Consider the following 23,870-nt stretch of genomic DNA (forward strand, 5'->3'; position numbering starts at 1 on the left):
GGCCCGCGCTGCACGCCGCCGGGGTGATGCTGCATGCTGTGCACTCGACCCCGTCAGGCTGGAGCGGCGCATGACATCCATCTTCCCGGAGATCTCGATCAGCACGGAACGGCTCGTGCTGCGTCCCCTCGAGACCGAGGACGCCCCGGCGTTCACCGAGATGATGAACGACGAACTGGTCACCGCCTGGACCTCCGTGCCCGTCCCCTACACCGAGGAGCACGCCCGGGAGTGGATCGCCCGGGGGGCGCCCGGGGAGCGGACCGAGGGACGCGGCATCGTCTTCGCCGTCAACGAGTTCCTCACCCAGCGCCTGGTCGGCACCGTCCATCTGCGCAAGACCGACTGGCGGGTGCTGTCGGCCGAGGCCGCGTACGTGATCGCACCCTGGGCACGCGGCGAGGGGTATGCCGCGGAGTCGCTGCTCGCCGCCGTCCAGTGGCTCTTCCAGGACCGGAAGTTCGAGCGGCTGGAGATCCGCACCCCGGCCGACAACACCGCCTCCCAGCAGGTCGCGCAGAAGGTCGGCTGCGTCAGCGAGGGCGTGCTGCGCAACGCCTGGATAGCCCGCACCCGCACCGAGGACGGGAGCTGGACCGACATCCGCACCGACCTGATCGTGTGGAGCCTCCTGCCGGAGGACCTGGAGGACGGGCCGGGAGAGGCGGACGGCGTCGGCGGCTACTCCGCCTACCCCGAGGCCGGGAGCTACTCCGCCTACCCCGACTGGCGCTGACGGCCCGGAGGCCCGAGCCGTGAAGCTCGGGCCGCGAAGCCCCGGCCGGCTCCCCGCGCCGGGCGCGGTAGCCTCACTGCGGCGACCCCGCCGCCCCACCGGTACCGCACCCCGCGCACATCCCCGCCCCGCCTTCCGCCCCCGCCCCGCGACGCGCCAGGAGAGAGCCGACGATGGCCGACCGTGTCACCGTGATCGGTTGGGACGGCTCACCGCTGACCGAGGCCGCCCGCGCCGCCCTCGGAGCCGCCACCCTCGTCGCCGGCGCCGCCCACCATCTGGCCCTTCCCGAGGTCCCGCCCGGGGCCGAGCGCATCCGGCTGGGCAGCGTGGCGCTGGCCGCCCGCCGTATCGCCGGGCACCGCGGCACCGCGGTGGTCCTCGCCGACGGCGACCCGGGCTTCTTCGGAGTCGTCCGCACCCTGCGCGCACCCGAGTACGGCCTGGAGGTCGAGGTCGTACCCGCCGTCTCCTCCGTCGCCGCGGCCTTCGCCCGCGCGGGGATGCCCTGGGACGACGCCCAGATCGTCGTCGCCCACGGCCGTACCCTGCGCCGCGCCGTCAACGTCTGCCGTGCCCACACCAAGGTCGCCGTCCTGACCTCGCCCGGCGCCGGGCCCGCCGAACTGGCCCTGCTGCTGGAGGGGGTGCACCGCACCTTCTTCATCTGCGAGGCCCTGGGCACCGACCGCGAGCGGGTCACCGTACTGACCTCCGACAAGGCCGCCGACCACGTCTGGCGCGACCCCAACGTCGTGATCGTGGTGGGAGGTTCGGCGGCCGCGGCCGGGCCCGGCGCGGCGGGCCAGGGCGGATGGCTGGCCGGACGCGATCCGAACCACCCGCCCGCCGTGCGGGGCTGGGCCCTGCCGGCCGCCGAGTACACCGGGCAGGACGCCCGGGCGGCCGCGCCGGGGACCGCGGACTCCGCGCAGTTGCGCGCCGCCCAGCTCGCCCGGCTCGGCCCCAGGCCGGGCGACCTGGTGTGGGACATCGGCGCGGGCAGCGGAGCCGTCGCCGTGGAGGCCGCCCGCTTCGGCGCCGCGGTCCTCGCGGTCGAGCGCGACGCGGCCGCCTGTGCGCGGATGTCCGCCGCCGCACGGCACTTCGGCGTCCAGCTCCAGGTCGTGCACGGCATCGCGCCCCTGGCGCTGGAGGCGCTGCCCGAACCCGACGTGGTGCGCGTCGGCGGGGGAGGAGTGCGTACGGTCGCCGCCTGCGCCGACCGCAGGCCCGAGAGGATCGTCACACACGCCTCCACCCGCGACGAGGCCGAGGCGGTCGGGCGGGTGCTGGCGGACGGCGGGTACACCGTGGAGTGCGCCCTGCTCCAGTCCCTGGAACTGGACACCCGGGAGTGGACGGAACGCGAACGCGCTGTCGTCTTCCTGCTGTCCGGCAGCCGGATGTGATCTCGTCCGAGACGAACCGGACCAACCGGGGTCAGTCGCCCACCCCCGCCCTCTGAGGGGTCCGGTGGCGGGTAGGCTGATGGACCGTTGTGCCGCCAGCCGGTATCGACACTTTGTCTGTCGATGTCCGGATGGTTCAGGCGGGGGCACGGCGGGCGCCCGCTGGGGCTGGAAGGAGCACTACCGATGGGCGAGGGGTACGCATGACTGACACCGGCCGGGTCCCGGGCGAGGGGCAGCCGGAGAACGCAGGCGGACAGCCGGAGCAGCCGGGCGCACCGGCACCCGGCACGTACACCTTCGCGGGCCCGGTCGAAGGTGTGGCGTCGGGCTACGAGGACGATCTGCTGCTGCCCGGCTCCCATGGATGGGGCGAGGCGGCGGCGTCCGCGCAGCCTCAGGCACCCGCGCCCGCCTCCGTGCCCGGCCCGCGCGAGCCGGACGGATACGCGCAGTACCCCGCGCAGACGGCCCACGGGCATGCGCCCCGCACCGCCGCGGCGCCTCCCCGGCCACCGCACCTGGGGCCGCCCGTGCCCGAGCAGTCCGGCGTGGTGCGCACGCTCGCCGACCGCAGCAGCGCCCCGGCGGCTCCGGCGCCCACGCCCCCCCAGGGCGTTCCCGTGCGGCGGCCGGGACCACCGACCACGGGACCCGAGTACTTCGACGTCGCCCACGAGGAGCCCGCGGCGCAGGCCGCCTCCTCCCCGGAGGCGCCCGAGGCCGGCGCGCCCGCTCCTGCCGCGCAGCCCGGGCCGCAGCAGCCCGGCACGCTTCCGTCCGACCCGGTGCAGCCCGGCGCCTGGGCGCCGGGGCCCCCGGCCCCGGTGGCGGAACCCGGGCCCGCTCCCGTGCGGCCTGCGGCCGGATGGCCGGCCGAGCCGCTGCCCGGCCCGGACCTCGCCGCGATGCCTACCACCCCGGAGGCCGCCGAGGCGCCGACTGCGGAGGCCCAGGCTCCCGCCCCGGAGCCCGTGCCCGATGCGGAGGCGGCCGAGCCGCACTCCCGGGAGCCCGTGCCGGCCCCGGTGGACGAGGCTCCCGCCCCTGCTCCCGCGCCGGAGCCGGAGCCCGTGCCCGGGGCGGAAGCCGAGGCGGCCGAGCCCTCCGTACCCGAGCCCGCCGTGGCCGGTCCCGGCCCGCAGACCACCGACGAGCCGCAGGACGCGGAACCGCAGCAGCCCCGGCCCGCCGCCGAGCAGGCATCCGGGCCCGAAACGCCGAAGGCCCCGGAGAACCCGGAGAACCCGGAAGGCGCCGGGGAACCCGTCGCGGCGGAGGCCCCGGTGAAGGCGTCGGCCGAAGCCCGGGCCGAGGCGGCCCCCGCCGAACCCGCCCCCGCCGAACCCGCCCCTGCGGAAACCACTTCCGAGGAGGTGGCCGAGGCCCCCGTCCCCGAGCCCGCGGTGGTCGAACCCGCGCCGGTCCGGGCGCCGTCCGAGCCCGTCCCCGCCGAGCCCGCGGCCCCCGCGCCGGAGCCCGTGCCGACACCCGCGGCCGAGGCCCCCGCGCCGGCCCCCGAGCAGCAGCTCGCCGTGGCGGCGGTGCCCGGTGCCGGGCCGCAGGTGATGGAGGCCGTGGCGGTCACCGCCGAGGCCCCCCGGCAGGACGACGCACAGCCGCCCGCCGACGGCGAGCCGGCCGTACCCGCCGCCGAGCGGGCGCCCGGGCCCGAGACGCCGGAGGCGGCCGGCACCGCCGCGGCCGAAGGCACCCCGAGCGACGCCGGCACCGCCCCCGCCCCCGCCCCCGCCCCCGCCGCCCCGGGGTACGACGAGGCCGAACGCGAGGCGCTGCACCGCCTCATGCGCGAGCGGCGCGACATCCGCAACGGCTTCCGCTCCGACCCCATCCCCGACGACGTGCTGCTGCGCGTCCTGGAGGCGGCCCACACCGCCCCCAGCGTCGGCCACTCCCAGCCGTGGGACTTCGTCCTCATCCGCTCCGAGGAGACCCGCGGGACGATGCACGAGCTGGCCATGCGCCAGCGCGACGCGTACGCCCGGTCGCTGCCCCGGGCCCGTGCCAAGCAGTTCAAGGAGCTGAAGGTCGAGGCGATCCTCGACACCCCGGTCAACATCGTCGTCACCGCCGACCCCACCCGTGGTGGCCGCCACACCCTCGGCCGCCACACCCAGCCGAAGATGGCGCCCTACTCCTCGGCCCTGGCGGTGGAGAACCTCTGGCTCGCGGCCCGCGCGGAGGGCCTGGGCGTGGGCTGGGTCAGTTTCTTCGACGAGCGCGAGATGGTCCGGGTCCTCGGTCTGCCCGAGCACCTGGAGGTCGTCGCCTACCTGTGCATCGGATACGTGGACGCCTTCCCGGACGAGCCCGAGCTGGTGCAGGCGGGCTGGTCCAAGCGCCGCCCGCTGTCCTGGGTCGTCCACGAGGAGTCCTACGGCCGCCGGGTCCTGCCCGGTGCGGAGGAGCCGCACGACCTGCTCACCGAGACCCTGGCGGGCATCCGCCCGCTGGACGCCAAGGCGCTCGGCGAGGCCTGGGAGCGCCAGAAGCGGATGACCAAGCCGTCCGGCGCGCTCGGCATGCTGGAGATCATCTCCGCCCAGCTCAGCGGTCTGGCCCGGCAGTGCCCCCCGCCGATCCCCGAACCCGCGGCCGTCGCCGTCTTCGCCGGGGACCACGGGGTGCACGCCCAGGGCGTCACCGCCTGGCCGCAGGAGGTCACGGCGCAGATGGTCGCCAACTTCCTGGCCGGCGGCGCGGTCTGCAACGCCTTCGCGAACCAGGTGGGCGCCGAGGTCTGCGTGGTGGACGTGGGCGTGGCGGCCGACCTGCCGTCCGCGCCCGGTCTGCTGCCGCGCAAGGTGCGGCCCGGTACGGCGGACTTCACCGCCGGACCCGCGCTCACCCGCGAGGAGGTGCTGCGCGCGGTCGAGGTGGGTGTCGAGACCGCCCGCGATCTGGTGGCGGCGGGCAACAAGGCGCTGCTGACCGGTGAGATGGGCATCGCCAACACCACCGTCTCCGCCGCGCTGATCTCGGTCTTCACCGGAGCCGACCCTGCCGAGGTCACCGGTCGTGGCACCGGTGTCAGCGACGAGATGCACGCCCGCAAGGTGGAGGTGGTGCGCCGTGCCCTGGAACTGCACCGGCCCGATCCTTCCGACCCCCTCGGAGTCCTGGCGGCGATCGGCGGACTGGAGCACGCCGCGCTGACCGGGCTGATCCTCGGCGGCGCCTCGCTGCGCACCCCCGTCGTCCTCGACGGAGTGAGCGCGGGGGCGGCGGCCCTGGTCGCGCGGGCCGTCGCGCCCGAGGCGCTGGCGGCCTGCATCGCCGGTCACCGCAGCGCGGAGCCCGGCCATGTCGCCGCACTGACCAAGCTGGGCCTTCGCCCCCTGATCGACCTCGACCTGAGGCTCGGCGAGGGGACGGGCGCCCTGCTGGCCCTGCCGGTGGTGCAGAGCGCGGCCCGGGCCATGCACGAGGTCGCCACCTTCGACTCGGCGGGCGTCACCGAGAAGAACTGACGCGCCCCGCCGTACCGCCCACAGGTCGCCGGGAGGCCCCGGGCCCTTCCGGTGACCTGCGGCACAGCGGGCCCGGGCCGCCGCGTCGTACGCTGCCCGCATCCGCTGCGTCCGCAGCCCGTTCCCCGCCGCTCCACCGCCGCAGCGGCCCGCGATCCGCCAAGGAGCCGCACCGTCATGTCCGACCACTTCGCGCACCCCGCCTATCCCGTGGGCCTGCGTCTGACCGGGCGCCGTGTGGTCGTCCTCGGCGGCGGGACCGTCGCCCAGCGGCGGCTGCCCACGTTGCTGGCCGCGGGCGCCGACGTCCTGGTGATCGCGCCCTCGGCCACCCCCTCGGTGGAGGCCATGGCCGAGGCGGGTGAGCTGCGCTGGGAGCGCCGCGCCTACCGCCCGGGTGATCTGGACGGTGCCTGGTACGCGGTCGTCGCCACCGACGACGCCGAGGCCAACGCGGCCGCCTCCGCCGAGGCCGAGGAGCGCAGGGTGTGGTGCGTCCGCAGCGACGACGCCGACGCAGCCACCGCCTGGACCCCGGCCACCGGGCGCAGCGAGGGCGTCACCGTCGCCGTCCTCACCGGACGCGATCCGCGCCGCTCGGCCGCCGTGCGCGACGCCGTGGTCGAGGGCCTGCGCGACGGCACACTGACCGCCCCCCGGCACCGCGCCCGCAGGAGAGGCGTCGCCCTGGTCGGCGGAGGCCCGGGCGATCCGGACCTGATCACGGTGCGCGGCCGCCGGCTGCTGGCCGAGGCCGACGTGGTGATCGCCGACCGGCTCGGCCCGCGCGACCTGCTGGACGAGCTGCCGCCGCACGTCGAGGTGATAGACGCGGCCAAGATCCCCTACGGCCGGGCGATGGCCCAGGAGGCCATCAACGCCGCGCTCGTGGAGCACGCCAGGGCCGGGAGGTTCGTCGTACGCCTCAAGGGCGGCGACCCCTATGTCTTCGGCCGCGGCATGGAGGAGGCGCAGGCGCTCGCCGAGGCCGGGATCCCGGTCACCGTGGTGCCGGGCATCTCCAGCTCCGTCAGTGTGCCCGGCGCCGCGGGCATCCCGGTCACGCACCGCGGGGTGGCTCACGAGTTCACCGTCGTCAGCGGCCATGTCGCCCCCGGCGACCCGCGTTCGCTGGTGGACTGGGCGGCCCTGGCGAAGCTGCGCGGCACCCTGGTGATGCTGATGGCGGTGGAGCGCATCGAGGCCATCGCAGAGGCTCTCATCGAGCACGGGCGGGCCCCGGACACGCCCGTCGCCGTGGTCCAGGAGGGCACCATGGCCGGTCAGCGCCGGGTGGACGCCACCCTGGCGACCGCGGCGCGCACGGTCGAGAAGGAGGGTGTACGCCCGCCCGCGGTGGTCGTCGTCGGCGAGGTGGTCGGCGTGAACCGGGCCGGGACCGGCCGGTGACGGCGCCGGAGGCCGGGAGGGCCGGGGCGGAGGATACGGACACCGCCGCGCCGGAAGGCGGGACCGGGGCGGTCCGGGGCCCGATCGCCGTCGAGGACCCCGGCGACCCGCGCCTGGGCGACTACACCGGCCTGACCGACGTCCGGCTGCGGCGTGTGCGCGAACCGGCGGAGGGCCTGTTCATCGCCGAGGGCGACAAGGTCATCCGGCGTGCCCTCGCGGCCGGTTACGAGATGCGGTCGATGCTGCTGACGCCCAGGTGGGCCGAGGCGATGCGCGACGTGGTCGCCGCGGCCCGGGCGCCTGTCTACAGCGTCGGCCCGGAGGTGGCCGAGCGGGTGACGGGCTACCACGTGCACCGCGGGGCCCTGGCCTCGATGCGCCGCAAGCCCCTCCCGAGCCCGGCGGACCTGCTGGCGGAAGCACGCCGGGTGGCGGTGCTGGAGGCCGTGAACGACCACACCAACGTCGGCGCACTGTTCCGCAGCGCCGCGGCGCTGGGCATGGACGCGGTGCTGCTCTCCCCGGACTGCGCCGACCCCCTCTACCGGCGTTCGGTCAAGGTCTCCATGGGCGCGGTCCTCCAGGTGCCGTGGACCAGGCTGGAGTCCTGGCCCGGGGGTGTCGGGGTGCTGCGGGAGGCGGGATACGTCACGGCGGCGCTCGCCCTGGAAGAGAACGCGGTCGGTCTCGGCGAGTTGGCGGCCCGCCGGTACCCCCGGCTCGCCCTGATCCTCGGCTCCGAGGGGGACGGGCTGCGCCCGTCCACGGTCGCGGCAGCCGACGTGGCCGTGCGGATCCCCATGAGCGCGGGCGTCGACTCCCTCAACGTCGCCGCGGCCGCGGCCGTGGCCTTCTACGCGACCGGCCCTGCCGCGGGGTGAGTCCGTCCGTGTGTCCGCTGTCCGCCAAAGCGGGCATCTGGTGACACTGGGTGATAAAGTGAACGCGCCAGTACTCGGTCGGCGCGGCCGGCGGCGGGTCAACCGCCGACCCGGCCCGCTCACGTCGATGAAACGCAGGTCTGTACTGGGGGTGCAGATCTCGACTTTGCCCCATCCAGAGGGCGGTCGGGCTGGGGCTGTTCGAGCTCACTCCGGCCGTCCTCCCGAAGGGAAGGAAGACGACCGATGAGCACCCAGCCCGTCTCACACCCCCCGGTGGTCAGAGCCCTGTGGGTCCTGGTCGCCGTCCTGTTCTCCGCTCTCGTCGCCCTGATCGCGGGCATCCTCTCCGGCGCCGCGGGCAGCCCCTTCCCCGAAGCCGTGCTGCACGCGGGCGGCGCCTTCGCCGCGACCCTCCCGCTGTGCCTGACCGTCCTGTCCGCGCTCCGCGCGCTGTAGGCGCCGTGGGTGACGGGGCGTCAACGAGCCGGGCGATTCACCGGGCCGGCGGAGTCCGGCGTCCCGGTCCCGGCTCCGGTCCCGACGGCCGGATCCGCGGGACGTCCCAGCCCCCGCGCCGGCCCCTGGCAGCCCTGTGCCGCCGCGATGCCGAGTGCGACCAGCAGCGTCACCGTCACGAACACCACCAGGCGCTGGCGCAGCAGACGGGGGTTCGCCGGCCGCCGCGGCCCAGGCCGTGTGCCGCCCGCGGTGCGCACCGGACGCCGGGCCGGGAACCCTCCCGCGGTGCCGCCCGCCCGCCCTCCTGCCGACGGCCGGGCGGTGTTCCGGACCGGTGTGCCCGCCCCGTTCCGGCCCGCGAGGCCCGTGCGGCCGGGAGCCCCCTGCGAGCCGCGGCCGCCCGAGAGACGGTCGCCGTCGCGCGAGGTGTGCTGCCGCAGATACTGCTCGGCCCGTTTCCCGGCCGGCCGGGACGGACGTACGGCCGCTCCCGTGGCCGCTCCCTCCGGCAGTCCGCGCGCCTCCCGGGCGGCGATCTCCCGCAGCCGCAGCGACAGTTGCAGCGTGCTCGGCCGGTCCTCCGGATCCTTCGCCAGGCACGCCCGCACCAGCGGCGCCAACGCCGCGTGCACACCGTGCAGCTGGGGCTCCTCGTGCACCACCCGGTACAGCATCACCTCCGAACTGCCCTGTCCGAAAGGCGAGTCCGCGGTCGCCGTGTACGCCAGCGTCGCGCCCAGCGAGAACACGTCCGTCGCCGGGGTCACCGCCGCGCCACGCACCTGCTCGGGTGCCAGGAAGCCCGGGGAGCCCACCGCCGTGCCGACGTGCGTGAGAGTGCTGGCGCCGGTCGCCCAGGCGATGCCGAAGTCGATGATGCGCGGGCCCTTGGGCGACAGCAGGATGTTCGACGGCTTCAGGTCCCGGTGCACCACGCCGGCCTCGTGCACCGCCACCAGCCCCTCGGCCAGCGCCGCGCCGATCGAGGCGACCTGCGCGGCGGGCAGCGGGCCCTCCTCGTTCACCTTGTCGTGCAACGACGGACCCGGCACGTACTGGGTGGCGAACCACGGGCGGTCCGCCTCCAGGTCCGCCGCCACCAGCCGGGCCGTGCACCCGCCGCGGATCCGGCGGGCGGCCGACACCTCGCGAGCGAAGCGCGAGCGGAACTCGGGGTCCTCCGCGAGATCCGGCCGGATCACCTTCAGCGCCACCCGCTGCCCGCGCCGGTCGGAGCCGAGGTACACCACGCCCATGCCGCCCGCGCCCAGCCGCCGGTGGAGCCTGAACGAGCCGACGACTCGCGGGTCCTCGCGCCGGAGCCGCATCATCGCCATGTCCTTCCCCTACCTCCGGCCGGGAGCCCGTCCCGCCCCGGTGGGGCGACCCCGCACTGCCCGGTCCCTCTGACGTGCCACAGCTTACGGACTGCGGCCCCCCCACGCCGACAGGCCGCGCATGCGGACCATGCCGGTTGTCAGTGCCCGGTGGGAGACTCAAGGAGTGGGCGCGCGGCAGTCAGGGGCGGGAGAAGCCCTGCTCAGAGAGCGTCCTACAGGCCTTCCCGGAAGGGGGATCGCACGATGAAGGGCGACTGGGTGGAGATCGTGGTGGACGCCGGAGACACCACCCGTACCTATGAGATGGCGGCCACGCGTGCGGGTCGGCGCGTGGAGACGCAGGTGCGCAGGGGAGTGGTGGAGGTGAGCGAGATCACCCGCAGCGGCACGGTGGTGCGCACCGCGCGCTTCATGGCCAACCGGGTGCTGGCCCTGGTCGAGCACCCGGTGCCGCGGGAGGACGCCGCGCAGGAGCCGGCGCGCTGACCGGCGGCCCGGGCCCTCCCCCTCCGGGAAGTCCCTGGCCCGGGAGGGCACCTCTCCACCCTGGGGAGTACCCGGGGCGGACCGGAGTCATCCTGCGGGAGGCCTCCGCTCGGTACGCGGGCATGACGCCATGGGGCGCCCTCCGCTCCTAGTGTTGTTCTCAAGCGGCGGGTGCAGCACTCGTCCCCCGAGGTCGGACGCCCGCCGCCCCGTACCACGACAGGAGCGGAACCATGGCGCACACAGCACAGCGCCCGGCGTCCCGGACGCAGGGCCGCCCGGCGGACCTCGCCGCCCTCGGCACCCGGCCGGGCGGACACCGCCACCCGCTGGTGGCCGCCGTCATGGTCCTTCCGCTGGCCGTCCTGCTGGCCGTCGTCTTCGGCGGTGCGGAAGCGGTGATCACACAGGCGTCGTCCGTGGCCGGACTACTGGGGCTCTGACACAGACCCCGGGCTCGGGAGAGCGGCCCGAGCCGGGACATCCGGTCACCCAACCCCGTGGGGACGGGGGTACGGCGGACGGCGTGAGGCCCGGGCAGTTGGGGAACTGCCCGGGCATCGCGCCGTTCCGGGCCGTACGATCCGCCGCACGGCCCGCGCCCGCGGGCCCGGGAGGGGGGGGCAAGGACATCGTGGCGCACGCACCGCTCACCGCACATCTCGCGCACCGGGCCGCCTCCGCCGGTGCCACGGCCTTTGCCCGCACCGCGACCGCCGACGGCGCCGGCCGGCCCGTGGTGCTGGCCGAGCGGCCCGACGCCACCGTCGTACGCAGCGGGAGCGTCGTGGCCAAGGCGCACGCCCCCGGCGGTGACCTCGGACGGCTCGCGCTCCGGCTGGGCGTCGCCGCCCACCCGCTGCTGAGCCGCGTCCTGCTCGCGCCGCTGCCCGCCGCCGGAGGTCCGCGGACCGGGCCCCCGGAAACGGGGGCGGGGCCTGAGAGGCGGCTTCTGGACGTCCTGCCCGACGGCCGCCCGGTGAGCCTGTGGCCCTACGGCACCCCCGTGGACCCCGGCGCGCCCGGGGCCGCTCCCTGGGAGGAGGTCGGTGCGCTGCTCGCCCGCCTGCACGCCCTACCGCCCGCCGTGCTGCCCGGCCCGCTCCCGCCGATGCGCGGCCCCGTCAAGGCCGCCCGCGCCGTGGAGTCGCTGCGCCGCACAGTCCGCCGCACCGCCGCGGTGCGGGCCGTCGAGGCGGCCTGGGCCGGCCTGCCCGCGTGGACGCGAGACGAGGCCCCGCCGCCGCGTGCGGACGCCCTCTGCCACGGCGACCTTCACCTGGGGCAACTCGTCCGGCACCCGGCGCCCGACGGCCCCTGGCGCCTCATCGACGTGGACGACCTGGGCCTGGGCGACCCGGCCTGGGACCTGGCCCGGCCCGCCGCCTGGTTCGCCACCGGGCTGCTGGCTCCCGCGGACTTCGGCCGCCTCCTGGACGCCTACCGGGCCGCGGGCGGCACCGCGCTCCCCGGCGGCGCGAACGGCCGTCCCTCCGACCCCTGGCCGCGGCTGGACGCGCCCGCGCGGGCGCTGACCGTCCAACTGGCGGCCCGCGCACTGACCAGGGCCGAGGCCGAGGGACGCGCGCCGGACGAGACCGACCGGGCCCTGGTCGACGCCTGTTCCCGCATCTCGGGGTCCTGAAGGAGTCCGTGAGCCCTACGCTGGGTGCGCCCGGACGGCCCGCCCCACCGATCCGACCGGTGCGCGGACGCATCCGGAACACCCCCGCAGCGCGTCTGCACAACCACACAGTCCCTACCGCCACGGAGGCGAGACGCGATGCAGTGTCCCAAGTGCCGAGCGCACATGCAGACGTACAACCGCAGCGGAGTCCAGATCGAGCAGTGCGGCGGCTGCCGGGGGGTCTTCCTCGACTACGGGGAACTGGAGGCGCTCACCCGCCTCGAGTCGCAGTGGTCGCAGCCCGCCCCGCCCCCGCCGGGCCCGGCCGCTCAGCCCTACCCGGCCCCTCCCGCCTGGGGAGCCCCGAATCACGGCCACCACGGTCACCACAGCCGCCACAAGAGCTTCAGCCGGATGCTGTTCTCCTCCTGACCGGAAGGAGGGCCCGGAGCACGACGAAGGGCCGGAGCATCCGGCTCCGGCCCTTCGGGGGGTGTGGACGATACTGGGATTGAACCAGTGACCTCTTCCGTGTCAGGGAAGCGCTCTCCCGCTGAGCTAATCGTCCGTGGTGCGGTGTGCCGCGTGCGCGATACTGGGATTGAACCAGTGACCTCTTCCGTGTCAGGGAAGCGCTCTCCCGCTGAGCTAATCGCGCGGAACAAGGACCCCGAGGGGCCCCGGTGGACGATACTGGGATTGAACCAGTGACCTCTTCCGTGTCAGGGAAGCGCTCTCCCGCTGAGCTAATCGTCCGAGGTGGAGACGGGATTTGAACCCGTGTAGACGGCTTTGCAGGCCGTTGCCTCGCCTCTCGGCCACTCCACCAGCACGAGGGCCGCGAGGCCCCCATCGAGCGGACGACGAGACTCGAACTCGCGACATCCACCTTGGCAAGGTGGTGCTCTACCAACTGAGCTACGTCCGCAGTGCCTCTCCCGGGGCGGTGCTCGGGAGCTGCAGCCACCGCCCGCTGCCGCGCTCGGTGACGACATGAACTCTAGCGGATTCCCGGGCCAGCTCAAATTCCGTTTCCCCAGCGTGCCCGCCATAGACTCGCCGCGTGCACGATCCGGCCCCCCTCGCCCGCTTCGGCGGCCTTGTCGCCACCGACCTGCGTGACGTCACCAGCGACCCCGCCGCCCTGGACTCCACGGGCTGGTGGGCGGTGGTCGCCGACTTCGAGGGGCGCCTGGTCTGCGCCCGCTTCGGCGATGTGCGGCCCGCCCCCGTACCCCGCCCCCGGCCGGGGCGCTGGCACGGACCGGACACCGGTGCCTGGACGTCGTCCCTGGACCGTGCCGCCTACACCGCGGGCGTGCGGCGCATACGCGAGCACATAGCGGCCGGCGAGGTCTACCAGGCCAACCTCTGCCGCGTGCTCACCGCGCCGCTGCCCGACCCGGCCGCCGCCGATCCCGACGAACTGACCGCGCTCCTGGCGCGCGGCAACCCCGCCCCCCACGCCGGCACCGTCCGCCTCCCCGCCCACGGGGTTGAGGTCGCCACGGCCTCGCCCGAGCTGTACCTCGCCCGCCGCGGGCGCACCGTGGAGTCCCGCCCCATCAAGGGCACCGGACGCACGGCCGCCGACCTGCTGGACAAGGACCACGCCGAGAACGTGATGATCGTGGACCTGGTCCGCAACGACCTCGGCCGTGTCAGCGCCACCGGCTCGGTCACCGTCCCCGCCCTGTGCGCGGTCGAGCCGCACCCCGGGCTCGTCCACCTCGTCTCCACCGTCCGCGGCGAACTGGCGCCCGCGGCCGGCTGGGCCGGACTGCTGGAGCACACCTTCCCGCCCGGGTCGGTCACCGGCGCCCCCAAGTCCAGTGCCCTGCGCGTCATCCGCTCGCTTGAGACGGCCCCGCGCGGCCCGTACTGCGGTGGCATCGGCTGGGTGGACGCCGACCGCGGCACCGGGGAACTGGCGGTGGGCATCCGCACCTTCTGGATCGACCGCGCCGCGCCCGGCGGCCCGGCGCTGCGCTTCGGCACCGGCGCCGGGATCACCTGGGGCTCGGACCCGGAGCGGGAGTGGGAGGAGACCGAACTCAAGGCGGAGCGGCTGCTCACGGTAGCGTCGGGGGAGTACGCGAAGACGCCTCCTGCGAGCGGCGCGATCCGGACCACCGGCGCGGCGGGTACGACAGGCGGGACCGGAGGAGCTGGGGCATGACGCTGATCTGGGTGGACGGAGAACTGCGGGACGCCGACGCCGCACGGGTGTCCGTGCTCGACCACGGGCTGACCGTCGGCGACGGGGTCTTCGAGACGGTCAAGGCCGCCGGTGGGCGGACCTTCGCCCTCACCCGCCACGTTGAGCGCCTCGCCGCCTCCGCCCGCGGCCTGGGCCTGCCCGAGCCGGACCGGGACGAGGTGCGCCGCGCCTGCGCCGCCGTGGTGGAGGCCGACCCCGTGCCGCTGGGCCGGCTGCGGATCACCTACACCGGCGGGCCCTCCCCCCTCGGCTCCGACCGCGGCGACGCCGGGCCCACCCTGGTCGTCGCCCTCGGCGAGGCGGAGCCCCGCCCCGACACCACCGCCGTCGTCACCGTCCCCTGGGTCCGCAACGAGCGCGGCGCGCTGGCCGGCCTGAAGACCACCTCGTACGCCGAGAACGTCGTCGCGCTGGCCCACGCCCGCCGGCAGGGCGCCTCCGAGGCCCTCTTCGGCAACACCGTCGGGCGGCTGTGCGAGGGCACCGGTTCCAACGTCTTCGTCGTCGTCGACGGTGAGCTGCACACCCCGCCGCTCGCCTCCGGCTGCCTCGCCGGGATCACCCGAGCACTGGTGGCCGAGTGGACGGGGGCGCAGGAGACCGACCTGCCGGTGGACGTCCTGGAGCGGGCCGAGGAGGTCTTCCTCACCTCCACCCTGCGCGACGTCCAGGCCGTCCACCGGGTCGACGGACGCGAACTGCCCTCCGCGCCGGGGCCGGTCACGGCCAAGGCGATGCGGATCTTCGCCGAGCGCTCGGCGGCCGACATCGACCCGTGAGGCGGCGGCCGCGCCTCCTGTGCCCCCGGCCTTCCCAGTGCCCCGGTGACAGCGGGGCGCCGCGGTGGGTAGAACCCGGGCGATGACCACCACCCTGCGCCCCACCGGACCCGAGCGGCTCGACGCGGACGGCTCGCGCTCCCACTCGTACGACATCTGCGTCAACGGCCGACCCGTCGGCGGTGTGCGCCTGGCCACCGACGCGCGCTTCGGCCCGTCGGCCGGCCGCATCGAGGCGCTCGCCGTCCACGAGCCCGACCGCCGCCGGGGCCGGGCCACCGTCGCCGCGCTCGCGGCCGAGGAGGTGCTGCGCGGCTGGGGCTGCCGCCGGATCGAGGCGAGTATCCCGGCGGACGCCGGCCCCGCCCTGCGACTGGCCGCCGCCCTGGGCTACACCGAGCGCAGCCGGAGCATGTCCAAGGAGCTGTCCGGGGCACCCGTGCTGCCCGGCGGCAGCGCGGTGCGCCCCCTGGAGGCGGGGGAGTACCCGGCGTGGCTGGAGGGACGCCGGGCGGTCCACGCCCGCGCCTGGACCGGCCGGGGCGTGGAGCCCGAGCGCGCCCGGCTCAGTTCCGAGGCGGACCACGTCCGGCTGCTTCCCGACGGGCCGGACACCGCGGGCGCCGTCCTGCGCGTCCTCGTCCACGAGGGGAAGGACATCGGCACGCTCTGGCTCGCGACGGCCCATGAGCACGGCCCGGGCGCCTGGGTCTTCGATGTCGAGGTGCACCCGGCGCACCGCGGCCGGGGCCACGGCCGGACGCTGATGCTCGCAGCCGAGCGCGAGTGCCTGGCGGCCGGGGTGCGCACGCTCGGGCTGAACGTCTTCACGGACAACACCGCGGCCCTGCGGCTGTACGAGTCGCTCGGCCACCGGCCGACCGTCCACCACCTGCACAAGCCGCTGCTCTAGCCGGGCAGTGCGTCTAGCCGTTCCGCCCGGCCTCTTCCCCGGCCCCGGCCAGCAGCCGGTCGGAGATCTCCTCGATCCGCTCGCGCAGGCCCTCCTGGCTCTTCCCGCCGTCCAGCCGCTCACCGCCGACCACATAGGTCGGGGTGCCGGTGACCCCGATCGCCCGGCCCTCGGCCTGGTCGGCGTCGACGACGAGCAGATGCCGCCCGTCGATCAGGGCGGTGTCCATCTCCTCGTCGTCCAGGCCCAGCTCCCGGGCCACCTCCAGCAGCAGTTCCTCGCCACGCTCTCCCAGCTCCCCGGCGCGGGCCAGGACCGCCTCGGCGTACTCGTCGCCGCGGCCCTGCGCGTACGCCTCCTCGGCGGCCTGGGCGGCGGCGTAGGAGTGGCGGTGCTTGTCCAGGGGGAAGTGGCGCAGTCGGATCTCCAGGGCGTCGCCGTACCGCTCGCGCAGCGCGCGCAGGTCGGTCATGGCCCGGTCGCAGTCGGGGCACTGCAGCTCGCACCAGACGTCCAGGACGGGGCGGGTGGGGCGGGTGTCGTTCATGCCGACAGTCTCCCAGCCGGGCCCCGGGAGGAGCGCGGGAGGTCCGCGAGGGGGGCCGGAGGAGGAGAGGGCCCGGAAATCCCCCCGAGATCGCGGGGCTGAACGTGGCACATTCGGGGTGAGGAGCGGCACGATGGATACATGCTGACCACGACCGTCTGCGCGGCGCTCTCCGCGGCGGGACTGGCCGTCGCCTTCCTGACGGCCTACCGCCGCCGCTTCGCCGCGGCCACTCGCATAGCGGCCCTGTCCCTGGTGCCTATCGGGCTGGCGATGTCCGGCCTGCTGGGAATGTTCGGCGAGATCGCAGGGGCGGTGGCGGCCTGGGCCTCGGACCTGGTGCTCAAGCCCACGGTCTGGGCCGGCTTCGGGGTGCTCGCCGCGGCCCTCGTCCTCTACGTGGTGGGCCGCGCCGCCGGTAGGCGTACGCGTGCCCGCGAGGGCGGTACCGGGTCCGGGCGCGGTGTGCGCCGCGCGGCGGAGTCCGGAGCCCCCCGGCGGGCCCTCGGAGGTGAGGGCGCCAGGGGAGGCGGGGGCCGTGAGGAGCGGCCGGCGGCGGGGGCGACCGACGCGGACGACTTCTCGGACATCGAAGCGATTCTGAAGAAACACGGCATCTGAATCCGGTGAACAGTGACCGCGCGATGGTGTGTTGAACCGCGCGGCGCTCCGGCCCGCGCCATCATCGCGGCGAGATGCGCGACACCACCGACACACCCCAGGACCGTGCCCCCGGCTCCCTGCGCGAGGCGGGTTCCGGCGTCCGGCCCGGCGGACCGACCGCCGGATCCCCCGCCGGGCCGGCCGAGCCCCGCGGCTGCCTGTTCGCCCTCTCCCAGCCGCCGCTGATGCTCTTCCTGGCCGTCATCGGCGCGCTGGTCTTCCTGGCCGCGGCGCACGACCTGTTTCTGCTCTGACCGCCGCTTTGCTCTCCGCTCCCCGGTCTCAGCGGCGCTTGCGGCCGGGGCCGCAGGGCCGGGGCAGGCGCCGGCCGGGCCGGTCAGCTCCCGGACGCCTCGCGCTGCCGCGCCCGGTAGGCGGCCACGTGCAGACGGTTGCCGCAGGTGCGGCTGTCGCAGTAGCGGCGCGAGCGGTTGCGGGACAGGTCGACGAAGGCGCGGTGGCAGTCGGGGGCGGCGCAGCGGCGCAGCCGCTCGCGCTCCCCGGCGACGACCAGGAAGGCCAGGGCCATGCCGCCGTCCGCGGCGAGGTGGTCGGCGAGTGAGGCGCCGGGAGCGAAGTAGTGGATGTGCCAGTCGTAGCCGTCGTGGTCGGTGAGCCTGGGCGTGGTGCCGGCGGCGGCGACCAGTGTGTTCACCAGTTCGGCCGCGCGGTGCGCGTCGGAGACGGCGAAGACCCGCCCGAACTGCTCGCGCACGTCCCGTACGGCGGCCAGGTCCGCCTCCTCCAGGGCGCCCACGTCGCTGACGGCGTTGCGCTCGACGAAGGCGTGCAGCGCGCCGGTGTCGGTGAGCGTGTCGGGGGTGTGCTCGTCGGGCGCGGTGTTCAGGAGGTCGACAACGGCGTCGAGAGCGCACCGGGTGTCGTGGTTGATCAGCACGGTCGTCGCTCCCTGGCCGGTTTCTCGTCGGCAGCCCTGCGGGCCTTGCTGCGGTGAGACTCTAGCCTCTCCCGAACACGGCGACGCCGCCGCCACTGTGGTACGTGGCGGCGGCGTCGCCGTCGCTGGGCAGGGAGAGCCGGGCCCCGAGCCGTCGCCCCGAGTCGGACGGCAGCGGGGTGCCGGCGTTCGTCAGCTCTCCGCGAGGATGTGGGAGAGCTCGGTGTCGAGGTCGAAGTGCCGGTGCTCGGTGCCTGGGGGGACGGCGGCGTCCGTTCGCTTGAGGAAGGATTCCAGGGCCCGCGCGGGGGCCTCCAGCAGCGCCTCGCCCTCCGGCGAGCTGAGAGCGATGCAGACGACGCCCTGACCGTGGCTGCGGGACGGCCAGACACGGACGTCGCCGGTGCCTGTGGGACGGTGCAGGCCTTCGGCGAGGAGATCGCGGGCGAAGACCCACTCGACGGTCTCCTCGGCGCCGGTGTGGAAGGTGGCGTGCACGGCGTAGGGATCGGCCGTGTCATACCGCAGGCCCGCGGGTACAGGCAGGGAGGACTCGCTCGATACAACGAGGCGCAGGTGCAGCTCGCAGCTGACCGTGGTGTTCATAAGCGCCAGGGCCTTTCGCTCAGTGTGCGCTCGGGGATTCGCACGTCGGCGAAATCGACATGCCACCTAGGGGAGGGGTGTAAACCCCTCTGCCCCTTTTGTTTCCCTTCACATCATTCAGATGGAGGAATGGGGATTTGGCCGGTGGTCTGTTCGGGCGAACGGCGCGGAGGCCTCGGGTAATCTGGGGCGGGTGGAAACCGAGAGTAAGGAACGGGCCCTCGGTTCACGGGCGCCGCACTTCATCAAGGCATCCCGGACGCTCCATCTGAGCTGGCAGGTGGGGGTCTTCCTGGTCGGGCTCGCCATCGTGTTCGCCGGAGTGCTGATGCTGGCGCTGCCGGGGCCGGGCTGGCTGGTGATCTTCACGGGGCTGGCGGTCTGGGCGACCGAGTTCGTCTGGGCCCAGATCGTCCTGCGGTGGACGCGGCGCAAGGTCTCCGAGGCGGCCAGGCGCGCGCTCGACCCGAAGGTGCGGCGCCGCAACATGACGCTCACGGCGCTCGGGGCGGCCGTCGCCGCGGTCCTGGTGGGCCTGTACCTGGCGCGGTACGGGATGGCGATGCCGTGGGACGTCGCGGGCTGAGCCGGCGAGGGCCGCCTGGGGCGCGAGGGGGTCACGGGCAGTCGCTGACATGCGGTAATGTTGTCGCCGCACCCGGGCGATTAGCTCAGCGGGAGAGCGCTTCGTTCACACCGAAGAGGTCACTGGTTCGATCCCAGTATCGCCCACCGAAGGCCGGGGTCCCGGCAGGCGCTGAGTCTGCCGGGACCCCGGCCTCTTCGTGTCCGTCCGCACACGCTCCGGATGCCCGGCGGTGAATCCCGTCCGAACCGTTGACGCCTCTGCCGCACGTCCCCGAGTTAACCCGGCAAGCGCTTGCCTGAAACGTTTCAAACGACTGGGGTGGCGGGACGAACCCGCCCGGGAGGGGCGTTTCGATGAGTTCTCGACGGAGCAGGGGCGCAGGTCTGCGGGCCATGGGGGCCGGTCTGGCCGCGCTGGGACTGCTCGCCTCCGGGTGCGGCGGCGGTGACGGAGGCGCGGACGGCAAGGTGGCCATCCGCTACTCCTGGTGGGGTGCGCAGGACCGGGCCGACCTGATCAACAGGGCCATAGACCTGTTCGAGAAGGAGAGTCCCGGCATCGAGGTCAAGACCGGCTTCCAGGAGTACGGCGACTTCTGGACGAAGTTCAACACCCAGACCGCGGGAGGCAACCCGCCCGACGTCTTCCGGAACTCCTATGCCTTCCTGCGCGAGTACGGCCAGAAGAACCTGCTGCTGGACCTCAACGCCCAGGTGAAGGCGGGCAATCTGAACCTGGACGACTTCCGCCAGGGGCTCGGCAGGGCAAGGCGTTCTTCACCGAGGAAGGACTCGGCTTCACCGAGGCCGACCTGAGGAAGTGGTGGGGCGACCACCGCGCCAAGCTCGACGACGGCCTGCTCGTCCCGGCCAAGCAGGCCGCGCAGGTCCTGTGGCACCTGGGGGCGCCGGCCCTCCTGGCCGTGGTGCTCTACCCGGTCGTCCGGGTGCTGGGCGGCTCCCTCAAACCGGGCGACGAGATCGTGGGCAGCCTCGAACCGCTGCCCACCGACCCGATCACCGGCAACTACGAGCGGCTCGCCGACGGGATCGCGGGCATCGGCATCGAGACGTTCTTCGTCAACTCGCTGCTGGTCGCGCTGGGATCGGTGGCCGGCGTGCTGATCTCCTGCTCACTGGCCGCGTACGCCTTCGCCCGGATCCGCTTCGCGGGCCGCAACGTGCTGTTCGCGCTGATGATCGGCACCCTGCTGCTGCCCGTCCACGTGCTGCTGGGCAAGTTCCTCGCGGTGGACGCCTTCTTCGTCTTCCTGATGGTGCAGTTCATGCGGAACCTCCCCAGGGAACTGGACGAGGCGGCCCGCATCGACGGCTGCGGCCACTGGCGGATCTACTGGACGATCGTGCTGCCGCTGTGCCGCCCGGCGCTGATCACCAGCGCCATCTTCAGCTTCATCTGCTCCTGGAACGACTTCCCCGGTCCGCTGATCTACCTCAACGAGCCCGACAAGTACACCGTCCCGCTCGGCCTGAAGATGTTCATGGACCAGGACAGCCTCGCCGACTACGGCGGCATGATCGCGACGTCGGTGGCGGCCCTGCTGCCGGTGCTGCTGTTCTTCCTCGCCTTCCGGCGCCACCTCGTCGAGGGCGCGGCCGCCTCGGGGCTCAAGGGATGAGCGGGACGAGCGCCGCGGCGGACGCAACCGCGGGCACCGCCACGGGCGCCGCGGCCGGCACGGACCGGCGGCCCCTCGCCACCCGGTTCGCGCTCTTCGCCGAGTGCCTGCTGGCCGGGGTGTGGCTGCTGCTCGCCGCACTCGCACTGGTGACGGCGCTGCCCGCGTTCGCCGCCGAGTGGGCGGCCGCAGTACGCACCGGCTGGCGGTTCTCGCTGCTGTGGTGGGCCGCCCTGGCGCTGCTCGCCTTCGATCTGCGGGTGGTCTCCTCCGGGCTGCTGCCCGGAGGACCGGCGGTGCCCCGCCCGGGCCTGGCCCACCGCGTACCGGCCCGACGGCACCCCGAAGTGGACCGCGCCCGCCGCACCCGCCGAGGCCCCACCGCCACCACGGCCCTGTACGGCCCGGCCGCCATCCGGAACCCCGCCCTGGCCGGGGACCTCCTCGCCGGGTGAGGCCGACCGGACCGGGGCGGACGGTCCAGGCTCCCGTCCGCCCCTCCCGGGGCCCGGTACGGCGCGCCCGTCAGCGCATCCGGCCCACCGCGCGGCGCAGCCGCCGGGCGTCCCGCAGCCGCCGCTCGTAGGTCGCGCCGACGAGCAGGAGCAGCACGCCCGCGGCGGCCGGCGTCGCCCAGCGGGGAAGGAGCCCGGCCACCTGGACGACATGGGGGGCCAGCTCGTGCACGGCGACCAGCGCGGCGGTGCCCCCGCCCAGCAGCAGCGGGGCCTTCAGCCGTGACCTCGCGCCCAGCACGGTCAGGGCCAGCGCGGCGGTGCCCAGCAGCAGCGGACGAGGCCAGTGCGCGTCCATCCAGACCGCCGCCAGGCTCGGCACCAGCGTCGTCGCCAGCCCGGGGCCGTACGCCGCCCAGGAGGAGACCTCCGGCCGGATCCGGTGCAGATGGCCGATGGCCAGCGCGGGGACGGTGACCGGCAGGGTGTACGCCTCCGGCGAGGCCACTTCCCAGCTCCCCAGCCGCACCCACCAGGCCAGCACCAGCAGCGCGCCCCCCGCGTACGCCGCGACCGGCCGGCGCTCCGCGCGCAGTGCCACACCCCCCGCGGCCACCCCGCACAGGGCCAGGGCCAGGGAGAGCGCGACGGGCTCCGCAACCGTCAGCGCGACGGCCGCGGCGGCGACGGCGTACCCGGCCCACTCCACCGCCGCCCCGGCCGGATGCGCCCGCAGCCGGGCCGCCAGGGGCACCGTGGCGACCGCGACGCCCAGCACCGCGAACGCCGTCCGGTGGAGCGGTACGCCCAGGGCCAGGGGGAGGGCGGCCGCGAACGCGCCCGACCACAGCACCGCCGACACGGCCGCCACCGGACCCACCGCCGCGTCGGCGCGCGCGACCACCGCAGCACCGGCGAAGGCGGCGGCCAGCGCGCCCAGGACGGCCACCGTCATCGCCGGTTCGGCCAGGGACCAGCCGCTCACCGCCACGGCCGCCACCAGCGCGGTCACAGGAGCCGTCCCGGCCGTGCCCGGCCGGACCGGGCCCACCGGGACGGCCGGCAGCAGCACCACCAGCACCACCAGTGCCACCAGCAGCACCACGGCCACCCGGTACGGCAGATCCAGCACCACCGGCAGTGCGGCCGCCGCCGCACCCGCCGCCGCCGGCACGCACCCTCGGGCCCATGTGCGCCATTCCCGCGGCACCCACGCCCCCGCACCCGGGCCCCGGCCCACCGCGGCCGCCGCCAGCGCCAGCGTGCCCAGTACCGCCGGCAGCGCCATTCCGTACGGCCAGCCCAGCCCCGGAGCGACCGCGGCCCGGGCGCCCTGCGGCGCACCGTCCCACACCCTGAACACCCAGCCCAGCGGCCCCAGCGCCAGCCGCGCCACGGCGGGCAGCGCCCACAGCGCGGCACCGGCGCACACCGCGGCGGACGCCAGCCGCAGTCCCGCCGCCACGGACCGCTCCCCCACCGGGACCGCCCCCAGTGCCAGCGCGCACAGCAGGAACCCCAGCACCGGCCATCCCGGCTCCGGCAGCGCCCCCACCCTCCACAGCCCGCTTCCGCCCGCCACCAGCACGGCCAGTCCCGCCACAGCGGCAGGCGCCACAGCGACCGGTACCACCGCCGCGGGCGCCGCCGCATCCGTGCGGGCGGCGGTACGGGCGAGCCGGCGGGCCGCGTACAGCAGCACCGCGGCGGCCGCCGCGAGCAGCGCCGCCGCGTGTGCCGACTCGGCCCACCTCGCAGCCGTCAGGGCCAGTACGGCGGAGGTCAGCAGTCCCCAAGCCCCCAGCGCACAGCCCGCGGCGAGAGCCGTCACCGTCACCGCCCGCCGTCCGCGTCCGGCACACCGACCGGCACACCACAGCGCCACCGCCGCGTCGCCGGACGCCGTGGCCAGCAGCGCCCAGGAGAAGGCGTACGGGCCGCCGTCCGCGCCCAGCACCCACAGCGGCAGCGGGAGCTGGGCGAGGCACAGGGCGACCGGCAGCGGACCGCGCAGCCGCGGCAGCGCCGCCCCGTACCCCGCCCAGAGCGCGGCGGTCACCGCCGCCGACACCGCCGCGTAGCCGGCGCCGCCGGCCCCCGGCAGCGCCACCCGGTGCAGCGCGTAGGCGTCGAGCAGCAGCAGGACCAGCCCCAGCGACGCCACCGCCTCGGCCGTCGCGGTCAGCCCGCGGCGGAGCAGCGCCACGGGCACGCCGAGGGCCAGCAGCGTCAGCGCGCCCAACACCGCCGAGCGCCCCCCGATGCCCAGCCTGCCCCAGCTCACCAGCGTGAATGCGGTGACCGCGACCGCCAGCAGCGCCCCGCCGAGGGCCAGCAGCACGTTCCGCGCGGCCGGCGGGGCGGCAGGGGCGGACGGATCGGCCGGAGCGGCATCCGCCCGCCCACCGCTCCCGGGTCCGGAAGCGCGCAGCCCGGCCAGCAACTCCTGGCGCGTGGCGAGCAGTTCGGTGCGCCGGGCCTCCAGCCGCCACAGCTCCGCGTCGATCTCCCGCACCCGCTGCGGCACCGGACCGGTGAGCGGCAGTGCGCACCGGGGGCATGCGGCCCCCGGCGCACCGGGAGCGAGTGGCAGGGAACAGCCGGGGCAGTAGGCAGGCGGCGGGAGGTTCGGCATGCGCGGAGTGTGGCGCATACGAGGGCGAGCGGGCATGCGCGGTGGTACTCAGGGCCGTCTGAGTACCACCGCGCCCG

22 protein-coding genes, 6 tRNA genes and 2 pseudogenes are annotated in these 23,870 nt (G+C 75.4%); 20 read left to right on the forward strand and 10 right to left on the reverse strand.

What is annotated here, in order from left to right; all coding sequences use genetic code 11:
• Nucleotides 1–70: 70 nt before the first annotated feature.
• The 6 genes from ACGRHY_RS22740 (at nt 71) to ACGRHY_RS22765 (ending at nt 8,392) form a co-directional block, all read left to right on the forward strand.
• Nucleotides 71–736 (forward strand): GNAT family N-acetyltransferase, encoded by a 666-nt coding sequence (locus tag ACGRHY_RS22740; protein WP_394637164.1) that lies wholly within the window; start codon nt 71–73, stop codon nt 734–736.
• A gap of 173 nt (nt 737–909) precedes the next feature.
• Nucleotides 910–2,148 (forward strand): precorrin-6y C5,15-methyltransferase (decarboxylating) subunit CbiE, encoded by a 1,239-nt coding sequence (cbiE, locus tag ACGRHY_RS22745; RefSeq protein WP_394637165.1) that lies wholly within the window; start codon nt 910–912, stop codon nt 2,146–2,148.
• Between the two features lie 203 nt (nt 2,149–2,351).
• Nucleotides 2,352–5,639, forward strand: coding sequence for a nicotinate-nucleotide--dimethylbenzimidazole phosphoribosyltransferase (gene cobT / locus ACGRHY_RS22750; protein WP_394637166.1), 3,288 nt, complete (start codon nt 2,352–2,354; stop codon nt 5,637–5,639).
• A gap of 177 nt (nt 5,640–5,816) precedes the next feature.
• Entirely contained in the window at nt 5,817–7,049 is a 1,233-nt protein-coding gene (cobA, locus tag ACGRHY_RS22755) for a uroporphyrinogen-III C-methyltransferase (protein ID WP_394637167.1), read from the forward strand.
• An 83-nt stretch (nt 7,050–7,132) separates the two neighbouring features.
• Nucleotides 7,133–7,933, forward strand: coding sequence for a TrmH family RNA methyltransferase (locus ACGRHY_RS22760; protein ID WP_394638168.1), 801 nt, complete (start codon nt 7,133–7,135; stop codon nt 7,931–7,933).
• A gap of 246 nt (nt 7,934–8,179) precedes the next feature.
• Nucleotides 8,180–8,392, forward strand: a complete 213-nt coding sequence (locus ACGRHY_RS22765) for a hypothetical protein (protein WP_394637168.1) — start codon at nt 8,180–8,182, stop codon at nt 8,390–8,392.
• A 20-nt stretch (nt 8,393–8,412) separates the two neighbouring features.
• Here the strand turns inward: ACGRHY_RS22765 and ACGRHY_RS22770 are convergent, their stop codons facing one another.
• Nucleotides 8,413–9,732, reverse strand: a complete 1,320-nt coding sequence (locus tag ACGRHY_RS22770) for a serine/threonine-protein kinase (protein WP_394637169.1) — start codon at nt 9,730–9,732, stop codon at nt 8,413–8,415.
• Nucleotides 9,733–9,978: 246 nt separating this feature from the next.
• Here ACGRHY_RS22770 and ACGRHY_RS22775 point away from each other — a divergent pair, with 246 nt between their 5' ends.
• The 4 genes from ACGRHY_RS22775 (at nt 9,979) to ACGRHY_RS22790 (ending at nt 12,280) form a co-directional block, all read left to right on the forward strand.
• Complete coding sequence (locus ACGRHY_RS22775) at nt 9,979–10,221, forward strand: DUF8836 family protein (RefSeq protein ID WP_093850830.1); 243 nt, start codon at nt 9,979–9,981, stop codon at nt 10,219–10,221.
• 233 nt (nt 10,222–10,454) lie between these two features.
• On the forward strand, nt 10,455–10,664 hold the full coding sequence (locus tag ACGRHY_RS22780) for a hypothetical protein (protein WP_394637170.1): 210 nt from the start codon (nt 10,455–10,457) through the stop codon (nt 10,662–10,664).
• 191 nt (nt 10,665–10,855) lie between these two features.
• Nucleotides 10,856–11,866, forward strand: coding sequence for a phosphotransferase family protein (locus ACGRHY_RS22785; RefSeq protein WP_394637171.1), 1,011 nt, complete (start codon nt 10,856–10,858; stop codon nt 11,864–11,866).
• A 138-nt stretch (nt 11,867–12,004) separates the two neighbouring features.
• Complete coding sequence (locus tag ACGRHY_RS22790; RefSeq protein WP_394637172.1) at nt 12,005–12,280, forward strand: TFIIB-type zinc ribbon-containing protein; 276 nt, start codon at nt 12,005–12,007, stop codon at nt 12,278–12,280.
• 64 nt (nt 12,281–12,344) lie between these two features.
• Here the strand turns inward: ACGRHY_RS22790 and ACGRHY_RS22795 are convergent.
• The 5 genes from ACGRHY_RS22795 to ACGRHY_RS22815 form a co-directional block, all read right to left on the reverse strand.
• Nucleotides 12,345–12,416 (reverse strand) — tRNA-Val (locus tag ACGRHY_RS22795).
• A gap of 18 nt (nt 12,417–12,434) precedes the next feature.
• Nucleotides 12,435–12,506 (reverse strand) — tRNA-Val (locus ACGRHY_RS22800).
• 26 nt (nt 12,507–12,532) lie between these two features.
• Nucleotides 12,533–12,604: transfer RNA gene (locus ACGRHY_RS22805), tRNA-Val, on the reverse strand.
• 1 nt (nt 12,605) lies between these two features.
• Nucleotides 12,606–12,676: transfer RNA gene (locus ACGRHY_RS22810), tRNA-Cys, on the reverse strand.
• 27 nt (nt 12,677–12,703) lie between these two features.
• Nucleotides 12,704–12,776 (reverse strand) — tRNA-Gly (locus ACGRHY_RS22815).
• A gap of 135 nt (nt 12,777–12,911) precedes the next feature.
• On the opposite strand from ACGRHY_RS22815, the gene ACGRHY_RS22820 reads away from it, so the two are divergent.
• From ACGRHY_RS22820 to ACGRHY_RS22830, 3 genes are all read left to right on the forward strand, one after another.
• Nucleotides 12,912–14,027 carry a chorismate-binding protein gene (locus ACGRHY_RS22820; RefSeq protein WP_394637173.1) on the forward strand — a complete coding sequence of 372 codons (1,116 nt, stop codon included), beginning with the start codon at nt 12,912–12,914 and terminating at the stop codon, nt 14,025–14,027.
• On the forward strand, nt 14,024–14,848 hold the full coding sequence (locus ACGRHY_RS22825; protein ID WP_394637174.1) for an aminotransferase class IV: 825 nt from the start codon (nt 14,024–14,026) through the stop codon (nt 14,846–14,848). Before ACGRHY_RS22820 ends, ACGRHY_RS22825 begins: the two co-directional genes overlap by 4 nt.
• Nucleotides 14,849–14,930: 82 nt before the next feature.
• The gene (locus tag ACGRHY_RS22830; protein ID WP_394637175.1) at nt 14,931–15,761 is read left to right on the forward strand and encodes a GNAT family N-acetyltransferase; all 831 of its coding nucleotides are present in this window, start codon (nt 14,931–14,933) and stop codon (nt 15,759–15,761) included.
• A 13-nt stretch (nt 15,762–15,774) separates the two neighbouring features.
• On the opposite strand, the gene ACGRHY_RS22835 is transcribed toward ACGRHY_RS22830, so the two are convergent.
• Nucleotides 15,775–16,308, reverse strand: a complete 534-nt coding sequence (locus tag ACGRHY_RS22835) for a DsbA family protein (protein ID WP_394637176.1) — start codon at nt 16,306–16,308, stop codon at nt 15,775–15,777.
• Nucleotides 16,309–16,449: 141 nt separating this feature from the next.
• On the opposite strand from ACGRHY_RS22835, the gene ACGRHY_RS22840 reads away from it, so the two are divergent.
• On the forward strand, nt 16,450–16,929 hold the full coding sequence (locus tag ACGRHY_RS22840; protein ID WP_394637177.1) for a hypothetical protein: 480 nt from the start codon (nt 16,450–16,452) through the stop codon (nt 16,927–16,929).
• Between the two features lie 74 nt (nt 16,930–17,003).
• Nucleotides 17,004–17,225: a hypothetical protein gene (locus tag ACGRHY_RS22845; protein ID WP_394638220.1), complete on the forward strand. Its 222-nt coding sequence runs from the start codon at nt 17,004–17,006 to the stop codon at nt 17,223–17,225.
• 83 nt (nt 17,226–17,308) lie between these two features.
• Here the strand turns inward: ACGRHY_RS22845 and ACGRHY_RS22850 are convergent, their stop codons facing one another.
• Together ACGRHY_RS22850 and ACGRHY_RS22855 are read right to left on the reverse strand one after the other, a co-directional pair.
• On the reverse strand, nt 17,309–17,869 hold the full coding sequence (locus ACGRHY_RS22850; RefSeq protein WP_394637178.1) for a CGNR zinc finger domain-containing protein: 561 nt from the start codon (nt 17,867–17,869) through the stop codon (nt 17,309–17,311).
• A 192-nt stretch (nt 17,870–18,061) separates the two neighbouring features.
• Entirely contained in the window at nt 18,062–18,475 is a 414-nt protein-coding gene (locus ACGRHY_RS22855) for an SsgA family sporulation/cell division regulator (RefSeq protein WP_003959770.1), read from the reverse strand.
• Nucleotides 18,476–18,596: 121 nt separating this feature from the next.
• Here ACGRHY_RS22855 and ACGRHY_RS22860 point away from each other — a divergent pair, with 121 nt between their 5' ends.
• The 5 genes and pseudogenes from ACGRHY_RS22860 to ACGRHY_RS22880 form a co-directional block, all read left to right on the forward strand.
• Entirely contained in the window at nt 18,597–19,061 is a 465-nt protein-coding gene (locus ACGRHY_RS22860; RefSeq protein ID WP_394637179.1) for a TIGR02611 family protein, read from the forward strand.
• A gap of 74 nt (nt 19,062–19,135) precedes the next feature.
• A tRNA-Val gene (locus ACGRHY_RS22865) sits at nt 19,136–19,207 on the forward strand.
• A gap of 210 nt (nt 19,208–19,417) precedes the next feature.
• Nucleotides 19,418–19,953, forward strand: a pseudogene (locus tag ACGRHY_RS22870) (ABC transporter substrate-binding protein); the annotation flags it as partial.
• Nucleotides 19,954–20,703, forward strand: a complete 750-nt coding sequence (locus tag ACGRHY_RS22875) for a carbohydrate ABC transporter permease (protein WP_394638169.1) — start codon at nt 19,954–19,956, stop codon at nt 20,701–20,703.
• Nucleotides 20,704–20,955: 252 nt separating this feature from the next.
• Nucleotides 20,956–21,042, forward strand: a pseudogene (locus tag ACGRHY_RS22880) (hypothetical protein); the annotation flags it as partial.
• 186 nt (nt 21,043–21,228) lie between these two features.
• Here ACGRHY_RS22880 and ACGRHY_RS22885 read toward each other — a convergent pair.
• On the reverse strand, nt 21,229–23,793 hold the full coding sequence (locus ACGRHY_RS22885; RefSeq protein ID WP_394637180.1) for an SCO7613 C-terminal domain-containing membrane protein: 2,565 nt from the start codon (nt 23,791–23,793) through the stop codon (nt 21,229–21,231).
• Between the last annotated feature and the right edge of the window lie 77 nt (nt 23,794–23,870).

The organism is Streptomyces shinuiensis, from assembly GCF_043660855.1.
Taxonomy (GTDB): domain Bacteria; phylum Actinomycetota; class Actinomycetes; order Streptomycetales; family Streptomycetaceae; genus Streptomyces.